Source organism: Streptomyces sp. NPDC059452, from assembly GCF_042750035.1.
Classification (GTDB): domain Bacteria; phylum Actinomycetota; class Actinomycetes; order Streptomycetales; family Streptomycetaceae; genus Streptomyces.
Genome location: NZ_JBHYVE010000004.1, coordinates 191,464 through 216,451, shown reverse-complemented (window position 1 = coordinate 216,451; position 24,988 = coordinate 191,464). Strand labels below are relative to the sequence as shown.

Here is a 24,988-nt window from a genome sequence, read left to right as displayed (position 1 = left end):
ACGGGGATCAGTGGCGGTAGAAGATCCGCTCCCGGTACTCCGTCATGACCCGGCCGTTCCAGTCGTGGCCGCCGTCGACGTTCGCCGAGCGCAGGAGCGGCGGCTCGATGCCCCGCGCCACCAGCTGCTCGGCGGCGGCGGCCAGCATCGCCTGCATGATCGCGCTGGTCACCACCGTGGAGGCGGGGGCGAAGGGGGCCTCGATGCCGGGGGCCGTCAGCTCCGCGTCGCCGATCGCGATCTTGCTGTCCAGCACGATGTCGCAGTGGTCGCGGAGGAAGCCGCCCGAGACGTGCCGGGAGCGGGTGTGCTCCGCGTACGCCACCGAGGTCACGCCGATGACCGTCAGCCCGAGGGCACGGGCGTTCTGGGCCATCTCGACCGGGAGCGCGTTGCGGCCGGAGAGCGAGATGATGACGAGGACGTCGCCGGAGGTCGCCGGGCTGGTGTCCAGGACCGCCGAGGCCAGGCCGTCCACCCGCTCCAGGGCGGAGCCGAGGGTGGCGGGCATGACGTCCACGCCCGTGGTGCCGGGCACGGTGAGCAGGTTCATCAGGGCCAGCCCGCCCGCCCGGTAGACGACGTCCTGGGCGGCGAGGGAGGAGTGCCCGGCGCCGTACGCGAAGAGTCGGCCGCCCGCCTCGACGGTGTCGGCGATGGCGGTTCCGGCGGCCGTGATGGAGCCCGCCTCCTCGTCCCGCACGCGCTGGAGCAGACCGATCGCCGCATCGAAGAACTGACCGGCCAGCTTGCTGTCGCTCATGGGAGGAGAGCCCTTTCGACGGGATTGCGAGGGGGTTTCGGCGGGGTGGGAATGGCTGTGCCGCCGATCACGTTGCGGTCTGGACCAGTGGCCTGTCAATAGCGCCCGGCGGCCTCCGGCGCCCGGTCTTGGACCGACGCGGCACGGTTGTCGGTGCTATGCGTCAGAATTGGTGCAGGGCCATCGCACGACGTTTTCTGTCACAGCATCGAGGGGCACGTATGTCCGGACTGATCGACACCACGGAGATGTATCTCCGCACCATCCTCGAACTTGAAGAGGAAGGCGTGGTGCCCATGCGCGCCCGGATCGCGGAACGGCTGGACCAGAGCGGTCCGACGGTCAGCCAGACGGTGGCCCGCATGGAGCGCGACGGCCTGGTCCAGGTCGCGGGCGACCGCCATCTGGAGCTGACCGAGGAGGGCCGCCGCCTCGCGACGCGCGTGATGCGCAAGCACCGGCTGGCCGAGTGCCTGCTGGTCGACGTGATCGGCCTGGAGTGGGAGCAGGTCCACGCCGAGGCCTGCCGCTGGGAGCACGTGATGAGCGAGGCCGTGGAGCGGCGGGTGCTGGAGCTGCTGCGCCACCCGACGGAGTCTCCGTACGGGAATCCCATCCCGGGCCTGGAGGAGCTGGGCGAGAAGGCGGAGGCCGATCCGTTCCTGGACGCCTCGATGGTGAGCCTGGCCGAGCTGGACCCGGGCGCGGAGGGCAAGACGGTGGTCGTGCGGCGGATCGGGGAGCCGATCCAGACGGACGCCCAGCTGATGTACACGCTGCGGCGGGCCGGGGTCCAGCCCGGGTCGGTCGTCAGCGTGACGGAGTCGCCCGGCGGGGTGCTGGTCGGTTCCAGCGGGGAGGCGGCGGAGCTGGACGCGGAGGTTGCTTCGCACGTGTTCGTGGCCAAGCGCTGACGCGCTGACGCCTTTGGCGTCGGGTTTCTGGGGTGGCACCCCGGGGCCGGGGGTCCTGTCCGGGCGCCGCTCACCCCGGCGAGGGTTCCGTCCTCAAACGCCGGACGGGCTGGGGTGGGCGTCGGACGGGCTGGGGTGGGCGTCGGACGGGCTGGGACAGGCGCCGCGCGGCTGGAGTGGGTCCCGGGCGGGCTGGGGTGGGGCTCGGACGGGGGGTTTCCCGGCGGAATCGCAGCGGCCGGGCGGATCGCGTGCCAGGCTGAGGCCAGGCATATGACCTGAGGGTGCCGGACCGGTTGCGGTCGGCACGGTCGGGGAGGGAGCAGGGAATGCGCCCGTCGTACCGGCAAGCCCGCCGCACGGTGGCTGCCACGGTCTCGTATGCCCTGGTCAGGGGCGGTTCGGCGGTGGCTCCGCCACCCTCTGCCATCGTTGTCGCGGAGACGGGTCGACCCCGGCGCCCGAAGGCGCCGGGGTCGGTCCTCCCCTGTGGTGACCTGGAGCCCCGAGCTCTCAAGGTCGTCCCCTGCGGACCCCTGTCCCCGAGCGGTCCGCCTCCCGTTGAAGATCTCCCCAGGGCGGCCGACGGCAATCCTCGCCGCATGTCACTCGAACGTGGGGTGTTGAGCGGCGGATCCCTGTTTTCGAATACGAGTTCGATAGTCTGACGTGGTACGAACACGCGGTGACCGAGGACCTGAAGGGGGTGCCAGGACGATGGTGCGGCGCATCGATGTGACCGGATCGGACGGCGTACGCCTCGCGGCGTGGGAGTTCGCGGATCCGCCCAAGGAGCGTGCGGAGGCGGACGGGGCGGGTGCGGACCGGTCCCCCGGGGTGTTACTGCTGCACGGGCTGATGGGCCGGGCCTCCCACTGGGCCCCCACCGCCCGCTGGCTCTCCGAGCGGTACCGGGCGGTGGGCCTCGACCAGCGGGGCCACGGCCGCAGCGACAAGCCGGCCGAAGGCCCGTACACCCGCGACGCATACGTCGCCGACGCCGAGGCCGCGATCGAACAGCTGGACCTCGGCCCCGTCACCGTCGTCGGCCACGCCATGGGCGCGCTCACCGGCTGGCAGCTCGCCGCCAAGCGCCCCGACCTGGTCCGCGCCGTCGTCATCTGCGACATGCGGGCCTCCGCGCTCGGGGCGGCCTCGCAGCGCGAGTGGAGCGACTGGTTCGCGTCCTGGCCGCTGCCCTTCGCCACCCTCGCCGACGTACGGAAGTGGTTCGGCGAGGACGATCCCTGGGTGGAGCGGCCGAACCCCCTGCGCGGGGAGTTCTACGCCGAGGTGATGGCGGAGAAGGAGGACGGCTGGCGCCCGGTCTTCTCGCGCAGCCAGATGCTCAGCTCCCGCGCCACCTGGGTCTACGACGCGCACTGGGAGGAGCTGGCCCAGGTGCGCTGCCCCGCCCTGGTGCTGCGCGGGCTCGACGGGGAGCTGGGCCGGGCCGAGGCCCAGGAGATGGTGCGCGTCCTGCCCCGTGGCCAGTACGCGGAGGTGGCCGACGCGGGCCACCTCGTCCACTACGACCAGCCGGAGGGGTGGCGGGCGGCGGTGGAGCCGTTCCTGGAACAGCTCGCCGAGGACACCCGGGGCGACCGGGAGCCGGTCGCCCCGTAGCGAGCACCTGTCCTGACCGACCGCGTGACGCCCGCACGCCCAGCGGCGTACCGGGCGTACTGGGCGTGCGGGGGTGTACGCGGCGTACGCGGCGCGTGCTCCGCGCGCAGCCCCGGCACGCACCCGGCCGCGACACAGCGGACGGCCGGCACGCTTCCGGCGGTTCACCCCTTGCTGACTGCCGTCAGGATCTCCGGCAGCCGGTTCGCCGTACGCGGAGCCGCGATGCGCAGCCCCGCCCACCCGAGGAACACCCCGTACAGGGCACCCGCCGGGATCATGAGCCAGAGCGCGGCGTGGTGGTCCGCGAGGTGCAGCCAGACCGTCAGCACGATCACCGGGGCGGCCAGCACGGGCGCGGCCAGCATGCCGCTGAGGATGGAGATCCACGCGAGCGCGCCCTGCCCGGGGGCCACGTTCTTGAACGCGCCCTCCTGCGGGATCGAGTACGGGAACAGGGCCGAGGCGACCGCCCCGATCGCCAGCATCGCGCCCAGCACCGCGAAGGAGATCCCCAGCGCGCCCGGCACCGCTTGCCAGTCGCCCAGCACCGCCGCCGTCACCAGGCAGACCGCCACCGTGAACGGGAGCGTTATCAGCAGCAGGGCCAGCGCCCGCGCCCGCAGTTCGACGTACGCGTCACGGGTGGAGGAGATCGTCAGGGCCACCATCCAGAAGGCGGAGGTGTCCTGGCCGAACTGGTTGTACATCTGCATGCCGAGCATCCCGGCGGCGAAGCAGGCGAAGTAGACCGAGCCGGTGCCCTGGAGGGCGTTGAACAGCGGCACGATCGCGCCGATCGCCAGCGCGGTGACCCAGGCCGCCTTGGTCTTCGGGTCCCGTGCCACGTACCGGAGGCTGCGCTGCACGACGGTTCCCGTACGCCCTTCGGGCAGCAGACCCGACAGACCGGTGCGGCCCGACTCCTTCTTCTCCTTCTCCTTGTCCTTGCGGGTGGGCGCCGAGGCGGCCAGCGTGGAGCCGTCCGGTGCGGTCATCAGCTTCACCAGCCCCCGCTGCCACCACCACATCAGCGCCACCAGGGCGGCCGCCGTGATCAGCAGCTGAAGGGCCGCGACCCCGTACGAACCGTCCGACGCCGCGTCCACCGCCGCTATCGCGGAGGCGCCGGGCAGCCAGCGGGCCACGTTCGCGGCCGGTTCCAGGGCGGAGAGCCCGCCCGCCTGACCGAGCCGCTGCGCGCCGAAGTTGACGAACTGGAAGCCCACCGCGATCACCAGACCGCTGAGTACGGCCAGGTCGCGGCCCTTGCGGGAGTTGAGCAGCCGTACGTTGGCGGTGGCGATGGCCCGCGACAGCGCCACACAGAGCAGCATCGTCAGCGGGACCGCGACCACCGCGAACAGCACGCCCGCCGGTCCGTGCGCCAGCGCGAGGACGGAGCCGAGCACCAGGCAGAGGGTGAACAGCGGCCCGATGCCGACCATCGAGGAGACCAGCAGGGCCCGGACCAGCGGTTCGGGCCGCAGCGGCAGCATCACCAGCCGGGTCGGGTCGAGCGTGTCGTCACCGCTGGGGAAGAAGAGCGGCAGCACGGCCCACCCGAGCGCCACGATGCCCGTCAGCAGCACGGCGACCGTCCCCGCCTGCGCGTCGCCGCGCAGCAGGAGCAGCCCGAGGACCTGGCCCGCGGCGAGCAGCAGGGCGAGGACGAGGGAGACGACGAACGCCGCCGTGCGCCCGCTGGACTGCCGCAGCCCGTTGCGCAGGAGGTTCAGCTTGAGCCGTACGAAGATGGCGGTCAGGCCCGCCGTCGGAGGGGCCGGGGCGGTGGCGGTGGTGGTGACGGGGGTGTCCAGCACACTCATCGGGAGCCGCCCAGCCAGTCGAGGGTGTCGCCGGAGTTCCGGCCGCCCGCGCCGACGAGTTCGAGGAAGGCGCTCTGCAGCGAGGGGGCGTCGCCGCGCACCTCGGCCAGGGTGCCCTGCGCCTTGATCCGGCCCGCCGCCATCACGGCCACCCAGTCGCAGAGCGACTCGACGAGCTCCATCACATGGCTGGAGAAGACCACGGTCGCCCCGGACCGGGTGTAGCGCTCCAGCACCCCCCGGATGGTCTGAGCCGACACCGGGTCGACGCCCTCGAACGGCTCGTCCAGGAAGAGCACTTCCGGGTTGTGGAGCAGGGCGGCGGCGAGGCCGATCTTCTTCCGCATCCCGGTCGAGTAGTCGACCACCAGCTTGTTCTGCGAGCCCGCGAGATCCAGTACGTCCAGGAGCTGGGCGGCCCGCTTGTCGACCTCGTCCCCCGGCAGCCCGCGCAGCCGCCCGTTGTACGCGAGCAGTTCGCGCCCCGACAGCCGCTCGAAGAGCCGCAGTCCCTCCGGCAGCACCCCGATCCGCGACTTCACCGCGACCGGGTCGGTCCACACGTCGTGCCCGGCGACCTCGATCTTCCCCATGTCGGGCCGCAGCAGCCCGGTGACCATCGAGAGCGTGGTCGTCTTGCCCGCCCCGTTCGGCCCCACCAGCCCGACGAACTTCCCGGCGGGCAGCTCCAGATCGACCCCCGAGACGGCGATCTGCTGCCCGAACCGCTTCCACAGCCCCTGTACGCGCACAGCGGGGGGCGCGGTCCGCCCCCCGCCCGCCGTCGCGCTTGCTTCCGCTTCCGTATGCGTGTCGTGCGCGTTGTGCGCGTCTGTCACGTCACGTGCATCTGCCCGGTCCGGCATGGCACAGCCTTTCGATATCCCCATAGATGGGGACCACCCTACGAAAGGCCTGCCGGGAGCCCTACGAGAGCCGCGTGCGGGCGTCCGCCGCCTCGCGGGCGCAGGCGTAGGCCAGGGGGCTGATCAGTTCGTCCACGTCGGGGAGCCAGCGGTTGACGTGGGTGGGCTTGCGGGCCCACTGGACGGCGCCGCGGCCGCCGATGCGGGTGGGCGGGGCGGCGATGTAGTGGCCCTCGCCGCGGCCGGTCAGGTCGATCGCCTCCGCGTTCCAGCCGAGCGTGCGCACCAGTTCGGACGCCTTGGCCGCGGCGCCGGGCAGCACGAAGAAGAGCATCCGGCGGTCGGGGGTGCAGGTGACCGGGCCGAGCGTGAGGTCCATCCGCTCCATCCGGGCCAGCGCCAGGAACCCGGCGGACTCGGGGACGTCGAGGGCGTCGAAGGTACGGCCCGTCGGCAGGAGCACCGAGGCGCGCGGCTGCTTGGTCCACATGCGGCGGGCCGCCGCACCGCTGCCGGTCGCCTGGCCCGCCCAGTCGGGCCGGTCCGCGTGAGCCCCGGGCAGGGCGCAGGCCGCGTCGCCGCAGGAACAGCGCTCCGTCCCCTCCACCGCCTCCAGCCAGGTGCCGGGGAACACGTCCCAGTGGCGCTCTTCCGCGTACCGCACCGCGGCGTCGAGCAGGTGCTCGCCCCGCTGCTGAGGGACCTGTGCGGCTTCCGTGACTCCCATGGGCTCTTCCACGCCCAGCTCAACTCCCGGCATCACCAGGGGTTACGGGCGCGGGGGGAGCGGGTCACGGTGCATCGATCCTGCACGTGGGGCGCATCGGAGCACGGGCGGGGGCGCGCGTGAGGCCGTGGGCCGATGCGGGGGTAGCACCCAGCGGGACCGGGCGATCCGCCCTGCCCGGACGGGCAACTCGCCGTGCCCGTACCGAATGCCGATGGAATATGCGCATTTCTTGTGTATGTGACGGGCAGTGATCCTTCCACCGATCACCGCGTACTTCGACTGTTCCAGGGGGAAATGTGGCAGCAAGGCCTCTCGTAGCCCGCCAGCCCAACGAACGGCTCCAGACGCTCATCCAGGAAGCCGCCTGTTCCAACGCGGGCCTCGCGCGCCGCGTCAACATGGTCGGGGTCGAACGTGGCCTCGACCTCCGCTACGACAAGACGTCCGTGGCCCGCTGGCTGCGCGGACAGCAGCCCCGGGGCCGGGCCCCGGGCATCATCGCCGAGGCGCTCGGCCGCAAGCTCGGGCGTACGGTCACGATCGACGAGATCGGCATGGCCAACGGCAAGAACCTGGCCTCCGGCGTGGGCCTCCAGTACGCGCCGACCGTCGCCGGGGCCGTCGAGCAGGTCTGCGAGCTGTGGCGCAGCGACGTCGGCCGCCGCGATCTGCTCACCGGCTCCGCCGTCGCCGCCTCCGCCCTCGTCGAGCCCAGCCGCGACTGGCTGATCTCCGGCAAGGACCCCCAGGTCGAACGGGTGGCCGGGGCCCGGGTCGGGATGGCGGACGTGGCGGCGGTGCGGGCGATGACCACCGCCCTCACCGACCTCGACCACCGCTTCGGCAGCGGCCATGTGCGCCCGGTGCTGGTGCACTACCTCAACAGCGTGGTCTCCGGCCTGCTTTCGGGGGCGTACCGCGAACAGGTCGGCCGCGAGCTGTTCGCCGCGGTCGCCCGCCTCACCGAGCTCGGCGGGTACATGGCCGTCGACACCGGTCAGCCCGGCCTCGCCCAGCGCTACTACATCCAGGCGCTCCGGCTCGCCCAGGCCGCCGGGGACCGGGCGTACGGCGGCTATGTGCTGGCCGCCTCCATGAGCCACCTCGCCGCCCAGCTCGGCAACCCGCGCGAGATCGCCCAGCTCGCCCGCGCCGCCCAGGAGGGCGCCCGGGGCCAGGTCACCCCCCGCGCCCAGGCGATGTTCTACGCGGCCGAGGCCCGGGGCCACGCGCTGCTCGGGGACGCCCGGACCTGCCAGGTGGTGATGGGGCGGGCGGTCACCGCGCTGGAGCAGGCCGAACCGGAGACGGGCGACGACCCGGACTGGATCGCCCACTTCGACACCGGCTACCTCGCGGACGAGCTGGCCCACTGCCACCGGGACCTCAACCAGGCGCAGGAGGCCGCCCGGCGGGCCAAGGAGGCGCTGGCCGCCCTGCCGGAGACCCGGGCCAGGCGCCGGGGCATCGGGCTCGTGCTGCTCGCCTCGGCCCAGGTCCAGCAGCGCGAGGTGGAGCGCGCCTGCCACACGGGGACGCGGGCGATGGAGCTGCTGGGGACGGTGCGCTCCAGCCGGGGCGCCGAGTATCTCGACGACCTCCAGCAGCGCCTCGCGCCGTACGGGCAGGAGCCGGCGGTCCGGGAGTTCGGCGAGCGCCTGGAGCTCCAGGCGGCGTGAGAGAACGGAGTGGCAGGGGAAGGGCAGCGACGGGCGGGCGTTAACAGCGTTCCGTGTGCGCTGCGTGTTACCGGGGCTGTGAAGGGGTGGTGAGAGGGGCCACGCGCTTGGCGGAGGCGGGCGGCCACCCGATAGCGTGAGCCGACGATTCCGTTGGTTCACACGTAGGAGTCCCCGGTGACGCAGAGCGGACAGGGCGGACAGGGCGGCGAGCAGGAGCTCCCCGCCGGACGGCCCGCGCACGAAGGTGTCGTGCTGCCCTCCGACGGCGGTGCCCCCTGGAACCCGGGGGCACCCACCGGCGGCCCGGCCGACCAGGGCGGCCGGGCGGTGCCTGCGGGCGGGCAGCCGTGGGGTCAGCCCTGGGGGCCGCAGTCCGACACCCCGCCGCAGCCGGACCCCCAGGCGCCGGGTGCCTACGGGTACCCGCAGCAGCCCCCGCAGTCCCAGCCGCTGCCGCCCGCACAGCCCGTGCAGGCCGGGGGGCCGTACGGGCAGCATCAGCAGTCGTACGGTGGGCAGGGGCAGGGGCAGCAGGCTTACGGGCAGGGCGTGGGGGCGTACCAGCAGGCCCAGCAGCCCCAGCACGCCCAGCACTCCGACCCGTACCAGCAGAGCCCGCAGAACCAGCAGCATCAGCAGAACCAGCAGTACCCGTCCCAGCAGCCGCACCAGCCCCATCAGCCCCAGCCGTATGCGCAGCCGCTGCCGCCGGAAGCCGGGGCGGGGGCCGGTGCCGGGGGCGGTGCCGGTGCTGGTCTGCCCGGCGGGGATGTCGACGCCACCCAGTACATCGCGCCGGTCCCGGCCGGGGACGTGGACGCGACGCAGTACATACCGCCGGTGCCCGGCGGAGCCCCGTACGGGATCAGGCCGGGCGCACCGGAGGACCGGCAGCCGCCCGCGGAGTTCGACAACCTGTTCCGCGCGGAGGGGCCCGCGCCCGCCACCCAGCAGATACCGCACTTCGACGCGGCCCAGCAGGCCCCCCAGCAGCAGCCGCCGCATCAGCAGTACAACCAGCAGCAACAGCAGCCGTCCCAGTCCCACCAGCCCCACCAGCCCCACCGGACCCAGCAGCCCTACCCCGGCGGGCAGTTGCCGCCCCAGGCGTCCCAGGGCTACCAGTCGGGGCTCCACGGTCTGCGGGGCGGTGACGGAGCCGCCGAGCCGCCCCTGCGGGACGACGGTGACGCCCCGCGCCGCCGCTCGGCGCACATCCCGCTCATCGCCGCGGTCGTCGTCGGCTGCGCGGTCGTCGGGCTCGGCGCCGGCGCGCTGCTCAGCGGCGGTGGCGGCGACCAGGCGAAGGACGACAAGCAGCCGGTCGCCTCGCAGAGTTCACCGGTGCAGAGCACCCCCACCAAGGCGCCCGTCGACCCCGCGAAGCCGCAGGCCGAGGCGTTGGACAAGCTGCTGGCCGACAGCAACAACAGCCGTGCGGCGGTGATCAGTGCGGTCGAGAAGATCAAGTCCTGCAAGGACCTGGACCGGGCGAACACCGACCTCAAGGACGCCGCCCAGCAGCGCCGCGACCTGGTGACCCGGCTGGAGGGCCTGACCCTGGACCAGCTGCCGCAGCACGCGGCGCTCACCTCCTCGCTGACGCGGGCCTGGAAGGCCTCCGAGGCGGCCGACGAGCACTACGCCGCCTGGGCCCGGCAGGCGAAGAGGAACAAGAGCGTCTGCAAGGGCGGTCAGGCCCGGTCGACCAACGAGACGGCCCGCGCCAACCGGCAGAGCGGCGAGGCCACCAAGGCCAAGCAGGAAGCCTCCGCGCTCTGGAACGCCATCGCGGAGAAGCACGGGCTGACCAAGCACACGCCCCAGGAGCTCTGACCCACCTCCCCCGTCCCGGCCGGGACGGGGGAGGCGCCGGATCATCAGCCCGGGGTCCGCCGCGCGTCCGACAAGGCCTCCGCGACGTCCACGAACCCCCTCTTCTGCGCGATGAGCCGCCCTTCCCGTACCACCTGGAACGTCACCTCCGCGTTGACGATGCGCGGGTAGGGCGAGGTGCCCAGCAGGTCCTTGAAGCGCCAGCGGAGCACCGGGGTCAGGCCGCCGGTGTCGACCTCGGTGCCCCGGTTGAGCGCGGAGGCCACCTTGTTCGGGGTGACCGTGTCGTCCCCGATCGCCCGGACGACCGCCCGTAGCGCCGTGTACGCGATCCACGTCGTCTGCACGCCCGTGTCGTCCGGGTCGATACGGGTGTCCCCGAACGCGTGCTTCCGGATCACCTCGCGCATCTCGTTCCAGCGCGCGTCGCCCGCGTCCGGGTACCAGCCGGTGATGTAGGCCCCCTCGAACGGGCTCTTGCGGCCGCCCGTGCGGTCGATGAGCGGCTGGCTGACGCTGCCGAGCACGGAGGAGATCCTGACCCGCTCGCCCTCCGGCTCCAGTCGGCGGAAGGAGTCGAAGAAGGTCTCCGTACGGGTGCCGAGCACCGCCGTGACACAGCTGCCGCCCGCACCCGGCTTCAGCGCCTTGGCCGCCTGCTCGTCGTAGGAGGTGGCGTGTTCGGGGGCCAGGATGTCGGTGGACTCGGGCCGTTGGGCGGCCAGCAGCCCGGTGTTGAGGAGCTGCGGCATCCGGGCGCCGCCGATCGAGTCGGGCCGCACCAGCGAGACCCGCTCGCAGCCGTCCGCCAACTGCCGTCCGTGGCCCGCCAGCAGCGCCGACTGGCCGCCGTTGACCGGGTACGAGAGGTAGCTGCGGAACTCCTCGTCGGAGGCGCCGTAACCGCCGATGTACGGGACGCCACCGGACTCCAGCACCGGCATCGAGCTCTGGCCGTGCCTGCTGTACGAGCCGACGACCGCGGCCACCTTCCGGTCGACGGCCTCCCGGGCGCACCGCTCGGCGCCCGCCGCCGAGTCGCGCTCGTCGCAGGTGATCACCTTCAGCTCGCGCCCGTCGATGCCGCCCTGCTCGTTGATCCAGCGGGCGTAGGTCCGGGCCATCGCGGGGACACCCGGCATGCTCAGCGCGTCGGCGTCATCCACCCGGTCGGGCGCCCAGGTCATCACGGTGACGGGCTCCCCGGAGCCCCCCGAGCCTCCGGGGAGCACGCCACAGCCGGACAGCAGCAGCGCCCCGGCGGCCGCCGTACCGATCAGGGAGGGGAAGGGGAAGGGGCGGGTGAAGGCGGTACGTCTCCGTCCGGTCATGGACAGCAACGCTCCCGCGCCCGGAGTAACGCCACGCTGTCCCGCGTTCAACGCTCGGTGACGTAAAGGTGAATTACGGGGGTGGGCGCGGGTCCGCCGGAGAGGAACGTACGATCGACGACCGTGCAGCAAGGTTCGGAGAACTCTTCCCGTCACGGCCGTCGCTCCTCCACCATGGGCGTCATGCCGCTCACTGACATGCCGTGGTGGCGCTGGCGCACCAACGTGCGCTCGGCGCTGCACATGCTCTCCGACCCCGTCTTCCACCACGAGTACTGGCTCGCCGGCCGGGAGGGGTACGGGGACGTCACCGACGCCGTGTACCGCCTGGTCGAGGACACCTGGCTCGACAACTGGTCCGCCGAGAAGTACGTCGGCACCATATTCAGGGACTCCGCCGAGGCCGCCGCCGTCGACACCGCCGCGCTGCGCGTCCTGCGGATCATGCACCAGGTCGGTGCGGACGCTCCCGTCTCCGCCTATCTGGAGCACCACGGCTGGCCGGAGGCGGTCCGCGCGGCCCGCGAGGCGCATGTGATGCTCGCCACCAACGACGCCGAGGACCCGGACGTCCCGCCGCGCTCCCTGGACGTCATCCGGATCATGACCAGGGTCGCGTGACCGGAGCCGTGTGACGGCCGGGGCCGCATCGTGAGCAGGCGCCGCCCGACCTCCGGCGGCTGTGGCACCCTACGAGGATGACCGCACCGCAGCCCACCGCCTCCCTGGCCGCCTCGGACACCGACCTCCCCGAGCAGTACGTCCTCACGCTCTCCTGCCCCGACAAACAGGGCATCGTGCACGCCGTCTCCAGCTATCTCTTCATGACCGGCTGCAACATCGAGGACAGTCAGCAGTTCGGGGACCACGACACCGGTCTGTTCTTCATGCGCGTCCACTTCTCGGCGGAGTCCACGGTGACGGTGGACAAGCTGCGCGCCAGCTTCGCCGCCATCGGCGAGGCCTTCCGGATGGACTGGCAGATCCACCGGGCGGCGGAGCGGATGCGGATCGTGCTGATGGTCAGCAAGTTCGGCCACTGCCTCAACGACCTGCTGTTCCGTTCCCGTACGGGGGCGCTGCCCGTCGAGATCGCGGCCGTTGTCTCCAACCACACGGACTTCGCCGAGCTCGTCGCCTCGTACGGCATTCCCTTCCGGCACCTCCCGGTGACGAGGGACAACAAGCCGGAGGCCGAGGCGCAGCTCCTGGAGCTGGTCCGTGAGGAGGATGTCGAGCTGGTCGTCCTCGCCCGCTACATGCAGGTTCTCTCGGACGACCTGTGCAAGCAGTTGAGCGGCCGGATCATCAACATCCACCACTCGTTCCTGCCGAGCTTCAAGGGCGCCAAGCCCTACCACCAGGCGCACGCCCGCGGGGTGAAGCTGATCGGCGCCACCGCGCACTACGTCACCGCCGACCTCGACGAGGGCCCGATCATCGAGCAGGAGGTGGAGCGCGTCGGCCACGACGTGACCCCCGACCAGCTCGTCGCGATCGGCCGGGACGTGGAGTGCCAGGCGCTGGCCCGTGCGGTGAAGTGGCACGCGGAGCGGCGCATCCTGCTCAACGGCCGCCGTACGGTGATCTTCAACTAGAGCTCGTACGAGGGCACTACAGACGGCTGAGCGAGGCCGACGCGAACAGCACGTCGCGGATGGCCTCGCGGTCGCCCTCCTGGCCCGCCGCCGCTTCCACCGGCGAGATGTGGCCCGCGACCAGCTGGCAGAACTCCACCCCGTCCAGGGCCACCTGCGCCACCGCCCGCTCGCGCGAGCCGACGGCGTCCGGTGAGTCCAGCGGGATGTACCAGTCACCGCCGCCGTGCCCCTCCACCTCCAGGTGGACCGAGCGGCCCGGCTCCCCTGCCCCCACCAGGTCCTTCGCCGGTGCGGCGAGACCGGCCCGGCGGCGCGCCGCGAGGGTGGCCGGGAGCAGCCGCGCGGCCAGGTCGATCATCCGGTGCAGATGGGCGGCGGACGGCGGATCGTACGGGTAGGCCACCGCCTCCGCGATGTCCGTGCCGTGCACCCAGCACTCGAAGGCCCGGTCCAGCAGCGCGTCCTGGAGCGGCAGGGCGAACGCCCCGTACGAGACGGAGCGCTCCCCGGCGTGCCGCCCGGCCAGCGACGCCGTACGGATCAGCTCGTGGGTCAGGTCCCGCCAGGGCTCACGGACGGCCCGGGTGGCGGGCGGGTGCGTGGCGGCCCAGTACGTCTCGGTGCGCCGGGTCGGTGTTCCGGCCTCGGCGAGCGGGTCGTCCAGGCCGAGCGCGGTGGAGACCAGCCCGTCGACGGCCATCAGATGGCCGATCACCCCGGCGACCGTGGTCCGGCGGCTGACCGCGCGCTCGTCCTCGAACCACCGCAGCTGGACCGGCGCGTGCCAGTCGGCATCCCCGATGTCCCGGAGCAGGGCGTCCAGCCGGGCGGTCTCGGCGTCGTACGGAGCGGCCCACTCCGGTACCGGGATACGGGCCGGGCGGCGCCCGAGGCAGCCGTCCAGCACCCGGGTCCGCAGGCCCGGGTCGAGGTCCAGCGAGCCGTCGGTGTGCAGCAGCCCCACCGCGTCCCGCAGCCGCAGCGCCTCCTCCGCACAGGGCACGCACACGGTGATGTGGCCCTCCACGGCGGCGGACTCCTCGGCCGAACAGGCGGAGAGCGCCCAGGCCCCGAGAAGGGCCTTGAGGACCTGGTGGGAGAGGCCCGGGGCGACGGACCCGGTCATGGCGCGGGGCGGTTCGGGGACGTCGTCGGTCTCGGCCCCAGCCCTGGGCTCGGTCCCGGTCTCGGTCCTGGGCTCGGTCCCGGCCCCAGTCCCGGCACCAGCCCCAGTCCCGGCACCAGCCCCAGTCCTGGCCTTGGCCCCGGTCCCGGTCTCGGTCCCGGCCCCAGTCCCGGTCCCGGCCTCGTGCAGCGCATCCGCCTCCCGCAGGGCTCCGTCCCGTACGGCTTCGTCCGCCTCCCGCGAGGCTTCGCCCCGTGCGGCTTCGTCCCGTACGGCTTCGTCCCGTACGGTCTCCTCCGGGGCGTCCGCTCCCCGTACAGCCTCATCAGGGACCCCCTGCTCCGGCACCGCCTCGTCCGGCGCGCAGTCGCCCGGTGGTGGCAGCGCGGGCCGTTCCACCGTCTCCAGGTCGAGATCGTCCACCGCACCGCGCGGGCCCGGTATGCGCCGTGCGCCCCGGACCTCGTCGTCGCGCCTGTCGCCCTCGCGTCCGTCGTCGCTCACCGGGTGTGCCCGTAACTGGGTGGTGAGGACCCTTCGAGCGCGCGGGTGCCGGCGGTGGACAGCAGCTGGAGGCCCAGCCGGAGCCGACGGCGGGCCTCGTCCTCGGTGACGCCGAGGTCGGCCGCGGTCTGCCGGTAGTCCCGGCGCTGGACGTAGGCGAGGTGCAGGGCCTGCCGCAGCGAGGCGGGCATCGAGGAGACGATGTAGTCGGCGCGGGCCGCCGCCGTGGCGGTGCGCACCCGCCGCTCCACCTCCTCCGGGTCCGGCACGGCACCCTCGCCGTGCTCCTCCGCGTACGACTCGGCGGCCGCGCGCCGCAGCCGCCGTACGGACTGGTGGTGGGTGAGCCGGGCCAGCCAGGAGCGCATCGAGCCCTGTTTCGGGTCGTATGCCTCCGGGTTCTCCCAGACCTGGGCGAAGACCTCGCGGGTCACCAGACCGGCGGCGTCCTCGTCGTCGAGCATCCGGTGCGCCTGGCTGTGGACGAGCGAGGCGAACCGGTCGTACAGCTCGCCGAGCGCCGCCGCCTCGCCGCCGGCCAGCCTCTGCTGCATCCTGCGGTCCCAGCGGGGCGGTGCGTCCTTCGCCATGAAACCCCCAGCCCCGAGCCCCGGCCCCGTCGCCGCTGCCCGGCTCCGTGATGGATCGTGATCCGGCCTCTGCCCTCGTTGTCCGAATGTAGTCCGCCGCGCGGGCTGTGCACCTGCCTTTGCCGCAACTGTCCGATGTAAGGACGGCTCGGACCCGGGCAATTCATTTCGGCAACTCTCGCCGCCCGGCCTCCCCTGAGCAGGGGAAACCGGCCGAAGTGATCATTTCCACCGGAAACCCCCTGGGCTCCGGAGGCCGGGGCGGTGTTTCATGGACGGGCGGTTGGGCAGCCGCGAGGAGGAACGGAAACTTCCGGATTGCCGGGAGCCCCGGAACGAGAGGTCCAGTCGCGTGACGCTGAAGGTGGACGAGACCGAGCAGGGCGACTGGACCGTGCTGCGCATACGCGGTGAACTCGATCTCGTGAGCTCACCCGTCGTGCGTCAGTCCGTCCACGACGCGGTGGCGGAGGGGCGGCACGATGTGGTGCTCGACCTCTCCGAGGTGTTCTTCTGCGACTCCAGCGGGGTGGGGATACTGATCGCCTCGCGCCGCCTGATGAAGTCCTGCGGCGGCCGCCTGCGGCTGATCCTCCCGGCCCGGGGCGCCGAGGACGGCTCCCACGTCAACAAGGTGCTGGGGGCGCTGGGGGTGCGCCGGCTCTTCGACGTCCACCCCGACATGGCGTCCGCCGTCGACGAGGAGCGGCGCCCGCTGACGGCCTGAGCGCTCCGGCGAGACGCGTGACCGGCCGAGCGCGGCCGGTGCTGAAGCGAGGTTGTCACACAGGAGGCGTCACTCGGTGACACGTGGAGGCCCCGGGCGACGTACGCTCCCCGCATGGACAGCGCAGAGTACGAGCGAAAGATCGCGCACCGCTTCGCCGCCTTCGACCAGGACGGCAACGGCTATATCGATCGCGCCGATTTCAACGCCGCAGCCGCCCGTCTGCTCACCGAGTTCCGTACGACGGCCCGGTGCGACAAGGGCCAGGCGCTCTACACCGGGGCCGAGGCCTTCTGGCAGGGCATGGCGGGCATCGCCGATGTGGACGGGGACCAGCGGGTCACCCGTGAGGAGTTCGTGGGCGGGGCGGTGAAGCGGCTGCGGGACAATCCCGAGCGGTTCGCGGAGATCGCCCGCCCCTTCCTGCGGGCGGCGATCGCGGTCGCGGACAGCGAGAACGTGGGCGGCCGGGCGTCGGTCGCGTCCGTGGAGCGGGCGCTGAGAGTCCTCGGGGCCGGTGCCGAGATCGCGGGCATCGCGGCGCAGAGCCTGGACACGGACCGGGACGGGCTGATCGCCGAGAGCGATGCGGTCTCCGCGCTCGCCGTGTACTTCACGGTGATCGAGCCGGACGCCAGGTAGCCGACGGCAGGGTTACGGGGGTGGGTGAGCCACCCCCGTAACCCTGCTCAGGCGATCCCGCCGAACCGCTCCCGCAGCTTGTACTTGAGCACCTTGCGCAGCGTCTCGTTGCGGGGCAGGGCGTCCACCACCTCCAACTGCTCCGGCACCTTGTGCACGGAGAGCCCGGCGCCCCGCAGATGGGCGGCCAGCTCGGGCAGGGCCGGCGCGGGCGCGCCCGGCACCCGCTCGATCACCGCGCAGACGCGTTCGCCGCGCTCGGCGTCCGGGAGCCCGATGACCGCCGCGTCGGCCACGGCCGGGTGCGTGTGCAGCAGGTCCTCGATCTCCTTGGCGGAGATGTTCTCGCCCTTGCGGATGATGATGTCCTTCAGCCGCCCGGTGAGCGTGAGGTGCCCGCTCTCCTGGAGCCGCCCCAGGTCCCCGGTGATCAGGAACCCGTCACCGTCGAAGGCGGCGGCGGAGGCCCCGGCGTCCAGATACCCCCGGCAGACCGCCTCCCCGCGCAGCCGTACCTCGCCCTCCACGCCGTACGGGAGCGGCTTGCCCCGGGCGTCGGTGATCCGGATCTCCATGCCTTCCGGCGGCCGCCCCTCGGTCAGGGCCAGGTGCTCCGGGGTGTCGTCCGGGGCGCCCATCGTGATCATCGGGACCTCGGTCATCCCGTACCCATGGGTGAGCCGCACCCCCATCTCGCGCACCACCGCGTGGTACACCTCCGGCGGCTTCGGCGCGCCCCCGCCCGCCAGCAGCCGGAGGGAAGGGATGAGGCGCCGGTCCGGGTCCTTGCGCTGCTCGGCCAGGAACATCGCGTAGAACGCCGTCGAGCCGCCCGCCACGGTCACCCCGTGCCTGCGGTACTCGTCCAAGGCCTCCGGCAGCGCGAACTGTTCGAACATCACCGCCGGGAACCCGTACAGCAGGAGCATCACCGTGTAGTCGGGCCCGGCGACATGCGCGTACGGGAACGCCATCGAGCCCACGTCGTCCGCGACGAGCTTCAGCGCGTGGGCGAGGTAGGAGCCGCCCGCGATCAGGGAGCGGTCGGTGTGGAGGACACCCTTGGGGTCGGAGGTGGTGCCGGAGGTCCAGTAGATCCAGCGGACCTCGGTGCCGGTCGAAGGCTCCGGCGGGGGCGGCAGGACGGCCGGATCGCCGTCGGGGAGCTCCTCGTACGTCTCGAACACCTGCGGCGGGTCGGCGAGTTCGGCCGCGATCCGCTCGGCCATCGCGGTGTGGTCGAAGCCGCGCCACACCCCCGGTACGGCGAAGAACGCGGGCCCCGACTCCCGTAGCGCGAACCGCACTTCGCGGTCCCGGTAGAAGGGGATGACCGGCGTCTGTATCGCCCCGAGCCGGGTCAGGGCGAAGGAGAGCAGGGCCGTCTCCAGCCGGGTCGGCAACTGCCAGGCGACCACACTGCCCGCCCGCACGCCCATCCCGTACAGCCCGGCGGCGACCCGTTCGGCGCGGTCCCGCAGCTGCCCGAAGGTCAGGGACCGGTCCTCCTGGAGCAGGACCGGGCGGTCGGGGGTGAGGGCGGCGCGGCGTTCGATCAGCTCCCAGAAGGTGCGGGAGGCGCCCAGGGCGTACGCGGTGGCGGTCACGTTCGCGTCGTTCGCGTCGTTCGCGTCGTTCACGGCGGTCACAGGGGTCCCTCCGAACTGACGGCCAGTCAGATATTGCCGAGAGCGTAGGGCTCCGCGCCTTGTCGGTCCAGGGGTGCGGAGCTAGCCTGAGTGCCGCACTGAAATCTGACGGACCATCAGAAAGCGCCCGGAGATCGCGGGGTGCGCGCCGGAGGGGACGACACACGCCATGACGGATGACGACACCATGACGGAGACGGACACGGAACTGCCTCGGATCGTCAGCGTCGACGACCATGTGATCGAGCCCGCGCACCTCTTCTCCACCTGGCTGCCCGCGAAGTACCGCGAGTGCGGGCCCCAACCGCTGACGGCGGGCATCGGGGAGCTGGCGTACACGGGCGGGAAGTACGTCATCACGATGGACCCGGACGGCCCGCCGACCGACTGGTGGATCTACGAGGACCTGAAGTTCCCGTACAAGCGGAACATCGCCGCCGTCGGCTTCGACCGCGACGACATGACCCTGGAGGGGATCACCCGGGCCGAGATGCGGCCCGGCTGCTGGGACCCGGCCGAACGGCTCAAGGACATGGACCTCAACCACGTCGAGGCCTCTCTCTGCTTTCCCACCTTCCCGCGTTTCTGCGGGCAGACCTTCGCCGAGGCGCACGACAAGGAGGTCGCCCTCGCCTGCGTACGTGCCTACAACGACTGGATGGTCGAGGAGTGGTGCGGCGACAGCGGCGGGCGCCTCATCCCGCTCTGCATCATCCCGCTCTGGGACATCGGCCTCGCGGTGGCGGAGATCAAGCGGAACGCGGCCCGGGGCGTCCGCGCGGTCACCTTCTCCGAGATCCCGACCTACCTCGGCCTGCCCTCCATCCACACCGGCTACTGGGACCCCTTCTTCGCGGTCTGCCAGGAGACCGGCACGGTCGTCAACATGCACATCGGCTCCAGCTCCCAGATGCCCGCGGCCTCCCCGGACGCACCGCCCGCCGTGCAGGCCTCGCTCTCCTTCAACAACGCGATGGCCTCGATGATGGACTTTCTCTTCAGCGGGGTGCTGGTGAAGTTCCCGACGCTCAAACTGGCGTACAGCGAGGGCCAGATGGGGTGGATCCCGTACGCCCTGGAGCGCGCCGACGACGTCTGGGAGGAGCACCGGGCCTGGGGCGGGGTGCGCGATCTGATCCCCGAGCCGCCGTCCACGTACTACTACCGGCAGATGTTCTGCTGCTTCTTCCGCGACAAGCACGGCATCGCCTCGCTGGACGTCGTCGGCCGCGACAACGCCACCTTCGAGACCGACTACCCGCACGTGGACTCGACCTTCCCGCACACCAAGGAGGTCGCGCTCGACCACGTCAAGGGCCTGGACGGGACGACCGTCTACAAACTGATGCGCGGAAACGCGATCCGGATGCTCGGCCTGGACCTGGACAAGTAGGCGACGGACTCGTGGATCTCGTGTACACGGAGGCCGAGGAGGAGTTCCGGCGGCGGCTGAGGGAGTGGCTGGCCGCCGTGCTCCCCGGGCTGCCCGCCAAGCCCTCGCCCGACGACTGGCCCGCGCGCCGGGCGTACGACATGGCCTGGCAGCGGATGCTGTACGACGCCGGGTACGCGGGCCTGCACTGGCCGGTCGACGCGGGCGGGCAGGGGGCGACCCCGACCCGGCACCTGATCTTCCTGGAGGAGTCGGAGAAGGCCGGGGCGCCCTATGTCGGGGCCAACTTCGTCGGGCTGCTGCACGCCGGGCCGACCATCGCCGCGGAGGGGACGGCCGAGCAGCGCGCCCGCTGGCTGCCGCCGGTGCTGCGCGGGGACGAGGTCTGGTGCCAGGGGTTCAGCGAGCCGGAGGCGGGCTCGGACCTGGCCGCGCTGCGGACGGCGGCGGTGCGCGACGGGGACGACTACGTGGTGAGCGGGCAGAAGATCTGGACCTCGCACGCGGAGGTGGCCGACTGGTGCGAGCTGCTGGTGCGGACGGACCCGGGGGCGCCGAAGCACCGGGGGATCAGCTGGCTGGCGATGCCCATGGACGCGCCCGGCATCACGGTCCGGCCGCTGCGGACGCTGGCCGGTTCGACGGAGTTCGCGGAGGTGTTCCTCGACGAGGTCCGGGTGCCGGTACGGAACCGGGTCGGGGCCGAGAACGACGGCTGGCGGGTCACCATGGTCACCCTCTCCTTCGAACGCGGTACGGCCTTCGTCGGCGAGGTCGTCGCCTGCCGCCGCACCCTGGCGGCCCTGGCCGCCGAGGCCCGGCGGAACGGGCGGTGGGACGACCCGGTGCTGCGCCGCCGCCTCGGCCGCCTGAACGCCGAGTTCCGGGCCCTGTGGCGGCTCACGCAGGGGAACGTGGGGGAGTCGGAACGTACGGGCGGGGTCCCCGGCACCGGCGGCTCGGTCTTCAAGCTGCGCTACTCCGGCGTCCGTCAGGAGCTGTACGAGGCGGCGGCGGAGGTGCTGGGCGGTGGCGATGCTTTCGACCTGGACCGGGAATGGGTCCTGGACCGGCTCTCCTCCCTCTCGTACACGATCGCCGCCGGCACCTCGCAGATCCAGCGGAACATCGTCGCCGAGCGCATCCTCGGCCTCCCGAAGGGGCGCTGACCTGCCATGGACTTCCAGCTCTCGGACGACCAGCGGGCCCTGCGGTCCGGTATGCGCGACCTGCTCGGGGCGGTGTTCGGACGAGACCGGATGCGGGAGGCGGTGGAGCGGGGCGGGGCGGTGGACCGGGGGCTCTGGCACGAGCTGGGTGCGGCCGGGTTCTTCGCGCTGCGGCTGCCGGAGGAGGCGGGCGGGGTGGGGCTCGGGCTGCCGGAGGCGGTGCTGCTCTTCGAGGAGGCGGGCCGGGCGCTGCTGCCGGGGCCCCTGGTGGCCACGCACCTGGCGGCGGGGCTGGTGAAGGGGGCCGCGGAGGGCGAGGCGGTGGTGACGGTCGCGGAGGGGGGCGGGCGGCCGGTGGCGGACCTGGGGGGTGCGGACGCGGTGCTGGTGGACGGGGGTGCGCTGACGGGGGAGGGGTACGGGGCCGGGGGCCCGGGACGCGTGCTCACCGGGGAGGCGCTGGCGGCCTTCGTGGCGGCAGCCAGGCCCGTACGGTCGATGGACCCCCTGACGCCCCTGCACCAGGTGGAAGGGGAGGTGGAGGGGCAGGGGCTTGCGGGGGCCACGGAGGCGTACCCCGGCGCACTCCGCCGCGAAGGGGCGCTTCTCACTGCTGCCGAACAGCTCGGAAGCGCCGCCCGCACCACCGAAATGGCCGTTCAACACGCCCGTACGCGCCAACAGTTCGGATCGCTCATCGGTTCGTTCCAGGCGGTCAAACACCTCTGCGCCGACATGCTCGCCCGCACCGAACCGGCCCGCAGCGCGCTGTACGCGGCCGCGCTCACCGCCGACCCGGTGGAGATCGCGGCGGCCAAGCTGCTCGCCGACGAGGCGGCCGTACGCAACGCCCGGGACTGCCTCCAGATCCACGGCGGTATGGGGTTCACCTGGGAGGCAGATGTTCACCTCCACCTGAAACGGGCCTGGCTCCGGGCGGCCCGGTGGCTCACGGCGGCCGAGGCGGAGGAGGTCCTGGCCGCCGATCTGGCCCCCGTACGCCCGCTGTACGGCGGTTCAGCGGTACGTGGTTGACGGCCGGACGAAGCAGGGGGTGGAGGGTGACTCAGTGCAGCCGGTCGGCGTCGATACCGGGTTGTGTCCTTTGCGTGATTCGTCACCGGGTGGAGTCGGCGCCGGGCTCGGGTACGCTCCGTGGGATGCGAGTGGTTCTGGAACCGGACGATCCGGGGGCGGCCTGTGCGGCGGCTCCGGTCCGGGGCGAGGGCTCTTGCCGGAGATGTGCCGGGCCTGCCCGGGAAGCGATTCTCGCGGCCTCTGCACGCTCCTGTTCGACTCCCCGCAGCGTGCGTCGCACAGTATGCACCACGCGTACTCCTTCGCGCTGGAATATGCCCGAAGCGCTTGTTGCGGTGACTGTACGTCAACCATGCTGTCGCGTAAGGGAATCACGTTCCGTGACCCTGAGGAGGCGCGAGGCGATGTGTCCGCCGGTTCGGATGGTGTGAGCGGTGCAGGTGCTTCAGGTTCAGCTGGAGGTCGGTCCGGATCCCGCAGAGGTGGGACGGGCCCGTAGGTGGGCGCGGTCGCGCCTGGTCGGATCCGGGATAGGGGATGACGAGCCGCTCGCGGAGACGCTCATCCTGCTGATCTCGGAGCTGGTCACCAACGCGGTCGTCCACACGGGCTGCCCGGCGGTGCTCCGGATGCTGTTCGGCGGCTCCGGGGCCTCCGGCGCGGCCGGGACCGTCCGGGTGGAGGTCGCCGACGCCAGCGACTGCCCGCCGCGCCCGCGCCACGCGGAGGGCGAGGACACGGGCGGCCGGGGCCTGGAGCTGGTGGACGGCCTCGCCGACCGCTGGGGCTGGCAGCGGGAGGGCGCCGGGAAGCAGATCTGGTGCGAGGTGGACCGGGGCGGTCCGGTGGCGGGCCGGGAGGCGCCGCCGAAGGTCGTCGTGCAGGGCGGCGAGGTGTGCGAGCCACCCTCCTGCGTCTTCACGAACGCGACCGGCCTGGCCTGAGCCGGACTGTTCTCCGTACGGGATCACGTGGTCACAGCACCGCGACCGGGGCGACCGGAGAGCCGGTGGCCCCGGTGAACGGCTCCGGCGTGGCGGTGAGCAGGAACGCGTACCGCCTCTCCTCCGCACAGGCTGTGGACAGCGCTTCCAGCTCCCAGTTCTGGCCCTGGAGCATCCCCATCTCGACGAGGTGGAGCGCGTGCACGGGCATCCACAGGTCCTCGATCTCCGGCGGGAAGACCTCGAAGGTCAGGGTGTCGTTGGCGACCGCCGCCACATCCCGGGCGTGGAACCACTCGGGCGTGCGCACGGACAGCCCGGGCGACGGATAGCCGTACGCGTGCCGGTCCCCGGCCAGGACGACCTGCACCTGCCCTGTCCGTACGAGGACGATGTCCCCGGCCCGTACGCGTACGCCCCCGAACTCCTCCGCCGCGTCCAGATCCTCCGGCGTGACGGCGTGCGTGCCGTCCAGCCGGTCCACACCCCGGGCGCGCGCCACATCGAGAAGTACGCCCCGTGACACGACGTGCTCCACGGCGGCGATCGACGAGAACTGCGCGCCGGCGTGCGCCGTGATGGTGTCCGCCGGGCGGCCGTTGTAGATCCTCCCGCTGTGCGAGACATGGGTCAGGGCGTCCCAGTGGGTGGCGGCCTGGAGCCCCATGGTGACGGTGTCGTCGCTGGTGGCGACGGTCCCAGGCCCGAACATCTCCTGGTTGATCTGGACCATGGTGTGCAGCGGGTCGATCCGCCCGGGGATGAACCCGCTCTGCACGCCGCCGTGGCGGAGGGGGAGGGCGAGCGGTACCCGGCGTCCGCTCCGGACGGTGGCGGCGGCCTCCCGTACGACGGCGTCGGTCACCAGATTGAGCGTCCCGCGCTCGTCGTCCTCCCCCCACCTGCCCCAGTTGTTCACGCGCTTGGCGATCTCGTGGAACTCGGCCGGCAGGGACATGGGGGCCTCCTGGGTCTTGTGCCGGGGCGTCCGGCTGCCCGTAAAATCTAACGGTCCGTCAGAAACTGCGGAAAGGGGCCGGGCATGGGGAACTTCCTGGCAGGCAAGGTGGTCGCCGTCACGGGGGCCGGCCGGGGCATCGGACGGGCGGTCGCGCTCGCGGCGGCGGGGGAGGGGGCGCGGGTCGTCGTCAACGACTACGGCGTCTCCGTCGAGGGCTCGGAGCCGGCCGGCGAGATCGCCCGGTCCGTGGTCAAGGAGATCGAGGCGGCGGGCGGGCGGGCGGTCGCGGTGGCCGACGACATCTCCACGATGGCGGGCGGACAGCGGATCGTGGACACGGCGCTCGCGGAGTACGGGCGGCTCGACGGGGTCGTCTGCGTGGCCGGGATCCTGCGCGAGCGGATGCTGTTCAACATGTCCGAGGAGGAGTGGGACCCGGTCCTCGCGACGCACCTGAAAGGCACGTTCACGGTCTTCCGGGCCGCGTCGGCGGTGCTGCGGAAGCAGGAGGGCGGCGGCACGCTGATCGGCTTCACCAGCGGCAACCACCAGGGGAGCGTGTCCCAGGCCAACTACAGCGCGGCGAAGGGCGGGATCATCTCGCTGGTCCGCAGCGCGGCGCTGGGCCTGCACCGGTACGGCGTCACGGCCAACGCGGTCGCCCCGGTGGCCCGGACCCGGATGTCGGCCGGGGTGCCGATGGAGCTGGCGGAGATCGGTGAGCCGGAGGACGTGGCGGCGCTGGTGGTCTACCTGCTGAGCGACCGGGCGCGGGCGGAGAAGATCACCGGCCAGGTGTACACGATCGCCGGCCCCAAGATCGCGGTCTGGGCCCAGCCGAGGGAACTACGGGCGGCGTACGCGGAGGGCGGCCCCTGGACCCCGGAACGGATCGCGGCCTTCCTGCCGGGGACGGTGGGGGTGGACCCGATGCCGATGCTGGCGCGGGTGGAGGAGATGGCGGAGGCGGCGAGGCAGGGGGCTCGGCCGAACCAGTGACCGCCCTCGGAGGCTCCGCCCCCGAACCCCCGCTCCTCAATCGCCGGAGGGGCTGGATTCGGGGCGGT

Annotated in this window: 22 protein-coding genes; 13 read left to right on the top strand and 9 right to left on the bottom strand. The window is 72.5% G+C overall.

Annotated elements, in window-relative coordinates; translation table 11 throughout:
• Window positions 1–7: 7 nt before the first annotated feature.
• Complete coding sequence (locus ACFW9Z_RS08580; protein ID WP_384636345.1) at window positions 8–763, bottom strand: SIS domain-containing protein; 756 nt, start codon at window positions 761–763, stop codon at window positions 8–10.
• A 221-nt stretch (window positions 764–984) separates the two neighbouring features.
• On the opposite strand from ACFW9Z_RS08580, the gene ACFW9Z_RS08575 reads away from it, so the two are divergent.
• Together ACFW9Z_RS08575 and ACFW9Z_RS08570 are read left to right on the top strand one after the other, a co-directional pair.
• Window positions 985–1,677, top strand: a complete 693-nt coding sequence (locus tag ACFW9Z_RS08575; protein WP_019764618.1) for a metal-dependent transcriptional regulator — start codon at window positions 985–987, stop codon at window positions 1,675–1,677.
• 717 nt (window positions 1,678–2,394) lie between these two features.
• Complete coding sequence (locus ACFW9Z_RS08570; RefSeq protein WP_384636340.1) at window positions 2,395–3,303, top strand: alpha/beta fold hydrolase; 909 nt, start codon at window positions 2,395–2,397, stop codon at window positions 3,301–3,303.
• 164 nt (window positions 3,304–3,467) lie between these two features.
• On the opposite strand, the gene ACFW9Z_RS08565 is transcribed toward ACFW9Z_RS08570, so the two are convergent.
• From ACFW9Z_RS08565 to ACFW9Z_RS08555, 3 genes are all read right to left on the bottom strand, one after another.
• Window positions 3,468–5,132 (bottom strand): transporter, encoded by a 1,665-nt coding sequence (locus ACFW9Z_RS08565; RefSeq protein ID WP_384636338.1) that lies wholly within the window; start codon window positions 5,130–5,132, stop codon window positions 3,468–3,470.
• The gene (locus tag ACFW9Z_RS08560; RefSeq protein ID WP_384636336.1) at window positions 5,129–5,998 is read right to left on the bottom strand and encodes an ABC transporter ATP-binding protein; all 870 of its coding nucleotides are present in this window, start codon (window positions 5,996–5,998) and stop codon (window positions 5,129–5,131) included. Before ACFW9Z_RS08560 ends, ACFW9Z_RS08565 begins: the two co-directional genes overlap by 4 nt.
• Window positions 5,999–6,059: 61 nt before the next feature.
• Window positions 6,060–6,725, bottom strand: coding sequence for a bifunctional DNA primase/polymerase (locus ACFW9Z_RS08555; RefSeq protein WP_384636333.1), 666 nt, complete (start codon window positions 6,723–6,725; stop codon window positions 6,060–6,062).
• Between the two features lie 299 nt (window positions 6,726–7,024).
• On the opposite strand from ACFW9Z_RS08555, the gene ACFW9Z_RS08550 reads away from it, so the two are divergent.
• Together ACFW9Z_RS08550 and ACFW9Z_RS08545 are read left to right on the top strand one after the other, a co-directional pair.
• Window positions 7,025–8,407 (top strand): transcriptional regulator, encoded by a 1,383-nt coding sequence (locus ACFW9Z_RS08550; RefSeq protein ID WP_384636330.1) that lies wholly within the window; start codon window positions 7,025–7,027, stop codon window positions 8,405–8,407.
• Between the two features lie 177 nt (window positions 8,408–8,584).
• Window positions 8,585–10,246: a hypothetical protein gene (locus tag ACFW9Z_RS08545; RefSeq protein WP_384636327.1), complete on the top strand. Its 1,662-nt coding sequence runs from the start codon at window positions 8,585–8,587 to the stop codon at window positions 10,244–10,246.
• A 44-nt stretch (window positions 10,247–10,290) separates the two neighbouring features.
• Here ACFW9Z_RS08545 and ACFW9Z_RS08540 read toward each other — a convergent pair whose 3' ends face one another.
• On the bottom strand, window positions 10,291–11,577 hold the full coding sequence (locus ACFW9Z_RS08540; protein ID WP_384636325.1) for an ABC transporter substrate-binding protein: 1,287 nt from the start codon (window positions 11,575–11,577) through the stop codon (window positions 10,291–10,293).
• 174 nt (window positions 11,578–11,751) lie between these two features.
• On the opposite strand from ACFW9Z_RS08540, the gene ACFW9Z_RS08535 reads away from it, so the two are divergent.
• Together ACFW9Z_RS08535 and purU are read left to right on the top strand one after the other, a co-directional pair.
• Window positions 11,752–12,198: a hypothetical protein gene (locus ACFW9Z_RS08535; RefSeq protein WP_384636817.1), complete on the top strand. Its 447-nt coding sequence runs from the start codon at window positions 11,752–11,754 to the stop codon at window positions 12,196–12,198.
• 77 nt (window positions 12,199–12,275) lie between these two features.
• Complete coding sequence (purU, locus tag ACFW9Z_RS08530; RefSeq protein WP_384636323.1) at window positions 12,276–13,175, top strand: formyltetrahydrofolate deformylase; 900 nt, start codon at window positions 12,276–12,278, stop codon at window positions 13,173–13,175.
• A 16-nt stretch (window positions 13,176–13,191) separates the two neighbouring features.
• Here purU and ACFW9Z_RS08525 read toward each other — a convergent pair whose 3' ends face one another.
• Entirely contained in the window at window positions 13,192–14,808 is a 1,617-nt protein-coding gene (locus ACFW9Z_RS08525) for a maleylpyruvate isomerase N-terminal domain-containing protein (RefSeq protein ID WP_384636320.1), read from the bottom strand.
• Window positions 14,805–15,398, bottom strand: a complete 594-nt coding sequence (locus tag ACFW9Z_RS08520; RefSeq protein WP_384636317.1) for an RNA polymerase sigma factor — start codon at window positions 15,396–15,398, stop codon at window positions 14,805–14,807. Before ACFW9Z_RS08520 ends, ACFW9Z_RS08525 begins: the two co-directional genes overlap by 4 nt.
• A 352-nt stretch (window positions 15,399–15,750) precedes the next feature.
• Here ACFW9Z_RS08520 and ACFW9Z_RS08515 point away from each other — a divergent pair, with 352 nt between their 5' ends.
• Window positions 15,751–16,125 carry an STAS domain-containing protein gene (locus ACFW9Z_RS08515; RefSeq protein WP_384636314.1) on the top strand — a complete coding sequence of 125 codons (375 nt, stop codon included), beginning with the start codon at window positions 15,751–15,753 and terminating at the stop codon, window positions 16,123–16,125.
• A gap of 114 nt (window positions 16,126–16,239) precedes the next feature.
• Complete coding sequence (locus ACFW9Z_RS08510; protein ID WP_384636311.1) at window positions 16,240–16,767, top strand: EF-hand domain-containing protein; 528 nt, start codon at window positions 16,240–16,242, stop codon at window positions 16,765–16,767.
• A 47-nt stretch (window positions 16,768–16,814) separates the two neighbouring features.
• Here ACFW9Z_RS08510 and ACFW9Z_RS08505 read toward each other — a convergent pair whose 3' ends face one another.
• Window positions 16,815–18,416: a class I adenylate-forming enzyme family protein gene (locus ACFW9Z_RS08505; protein ID WP_384636309.1), complete on the bottom strand. Its 1,602-nt coding sequence runs from the start codon at window positions 18,414–18,416 to the stop codon at window positions 16,815–16,817.
• 169 nt (window positions 18,417–18,585) lie between these two features.
• Here ACFW9Z_RS08505 and ACFW9Z_RS08500 point away from each other — a divergent pair, with 169 nt between their 5' ends.
• The 4 genes from ACFW9Z_RS08500 to ACFW9Z_RS08485 all read left to right on the top strand — a co-directional run bounded on the left by ACFW9Z_RS08500 (window position 18,586) and on the right by ACFW9Z_RS08485 (window position 22,960).
• On the top strand, window positions 18,586–19,809 hold the full coding sequence (locus tag ACFW9Z_RS08500) for an amidohydrolase family protein (protein WP_384636306.1): 1,224 nt from the start codon (window positions 18,586–18,588) through the stop codon (window positions 19,807–19,809).
• An 11-nt stretch (window positions 19,810–19,820) separates the two neighbouring features.
• On the top strand, window positions 19,821–20,978 hold the full coding sequence (locus tag ACFW9Z_RS08495; protein ID WP_384636303.1) for an acyl-CoA dehydrogenase family protein: 1,158 nt from the start codon (window positions 19,821–19,823) through the stop codon (window positions 20,976–20,978).
• A gap of 6 nt (window positions 20,979–20,984) precedes the next feature.
• Window positions 20,985–22,013, top strand: a complete 1,029-nt coding sequence (locus tag ACFW9Z_RS08490) for an acyl-CoA dehydrogenase family protein (RefSeq protein WP_384636301.1) — start codon at window positions 20,985–20,987, stop codon at window positions 22,011–22,013.
• 437 nt (window positions 22,014–22,450) lie between these two features.
• Window positions 22,451–22,960 carry an ATP-binding protein gene (locus ACFW9Z_RS08485; RefSeq protein WP_384636298.1) on the top strand — a complete coding sequence of 170 codons (510 nt, stop codon included), beginning with the start codon at window positions 22,451–22,453 and terminating at the stop codon, window positions 22,958–22,960.
• A 31-nt stretch (window positions 22,961–22,991) separates the two neighbouring features.
• Here ACFW9Z_RS08485 and ACFW9Z_RS08480 read toward each other — a convergent pair whose 3' ends face one another.
• On the bottom strand, window positions 22,992–23,918 hold the full coding sequence (locus ACFW9Z_RS08480) for a cyclase family protein (RefSeq protein ID WP_384636295.1): 927 nt from the start codon (window positions 23,916–23,918) through the stop codon (window positions 22,992–22,994).
• 84 nt (window positions 23,919–24,002) lie between these two features.
• Here ACFW9Z_RS08480 and ACFW9Z_RS08475 point away from each other — a divergent pair, with 84 nt between their 5' ends.
• The gene (locus tag ACFW9Z_RS08475) at window positions 24,003–24,920 is read left to right on the top strand and encodes an SDR family oxidoreductase (RefSeq protein WP_384636292.1); all 918 of its coding nucleotides are present in this window, start codon (window positions 24,003–24,005) and stop codon (window positions 24,918–24,920) included.
• The last annotated feature ends 68 nt before the right edge of the window (window positions 24,921–24,988 follow it).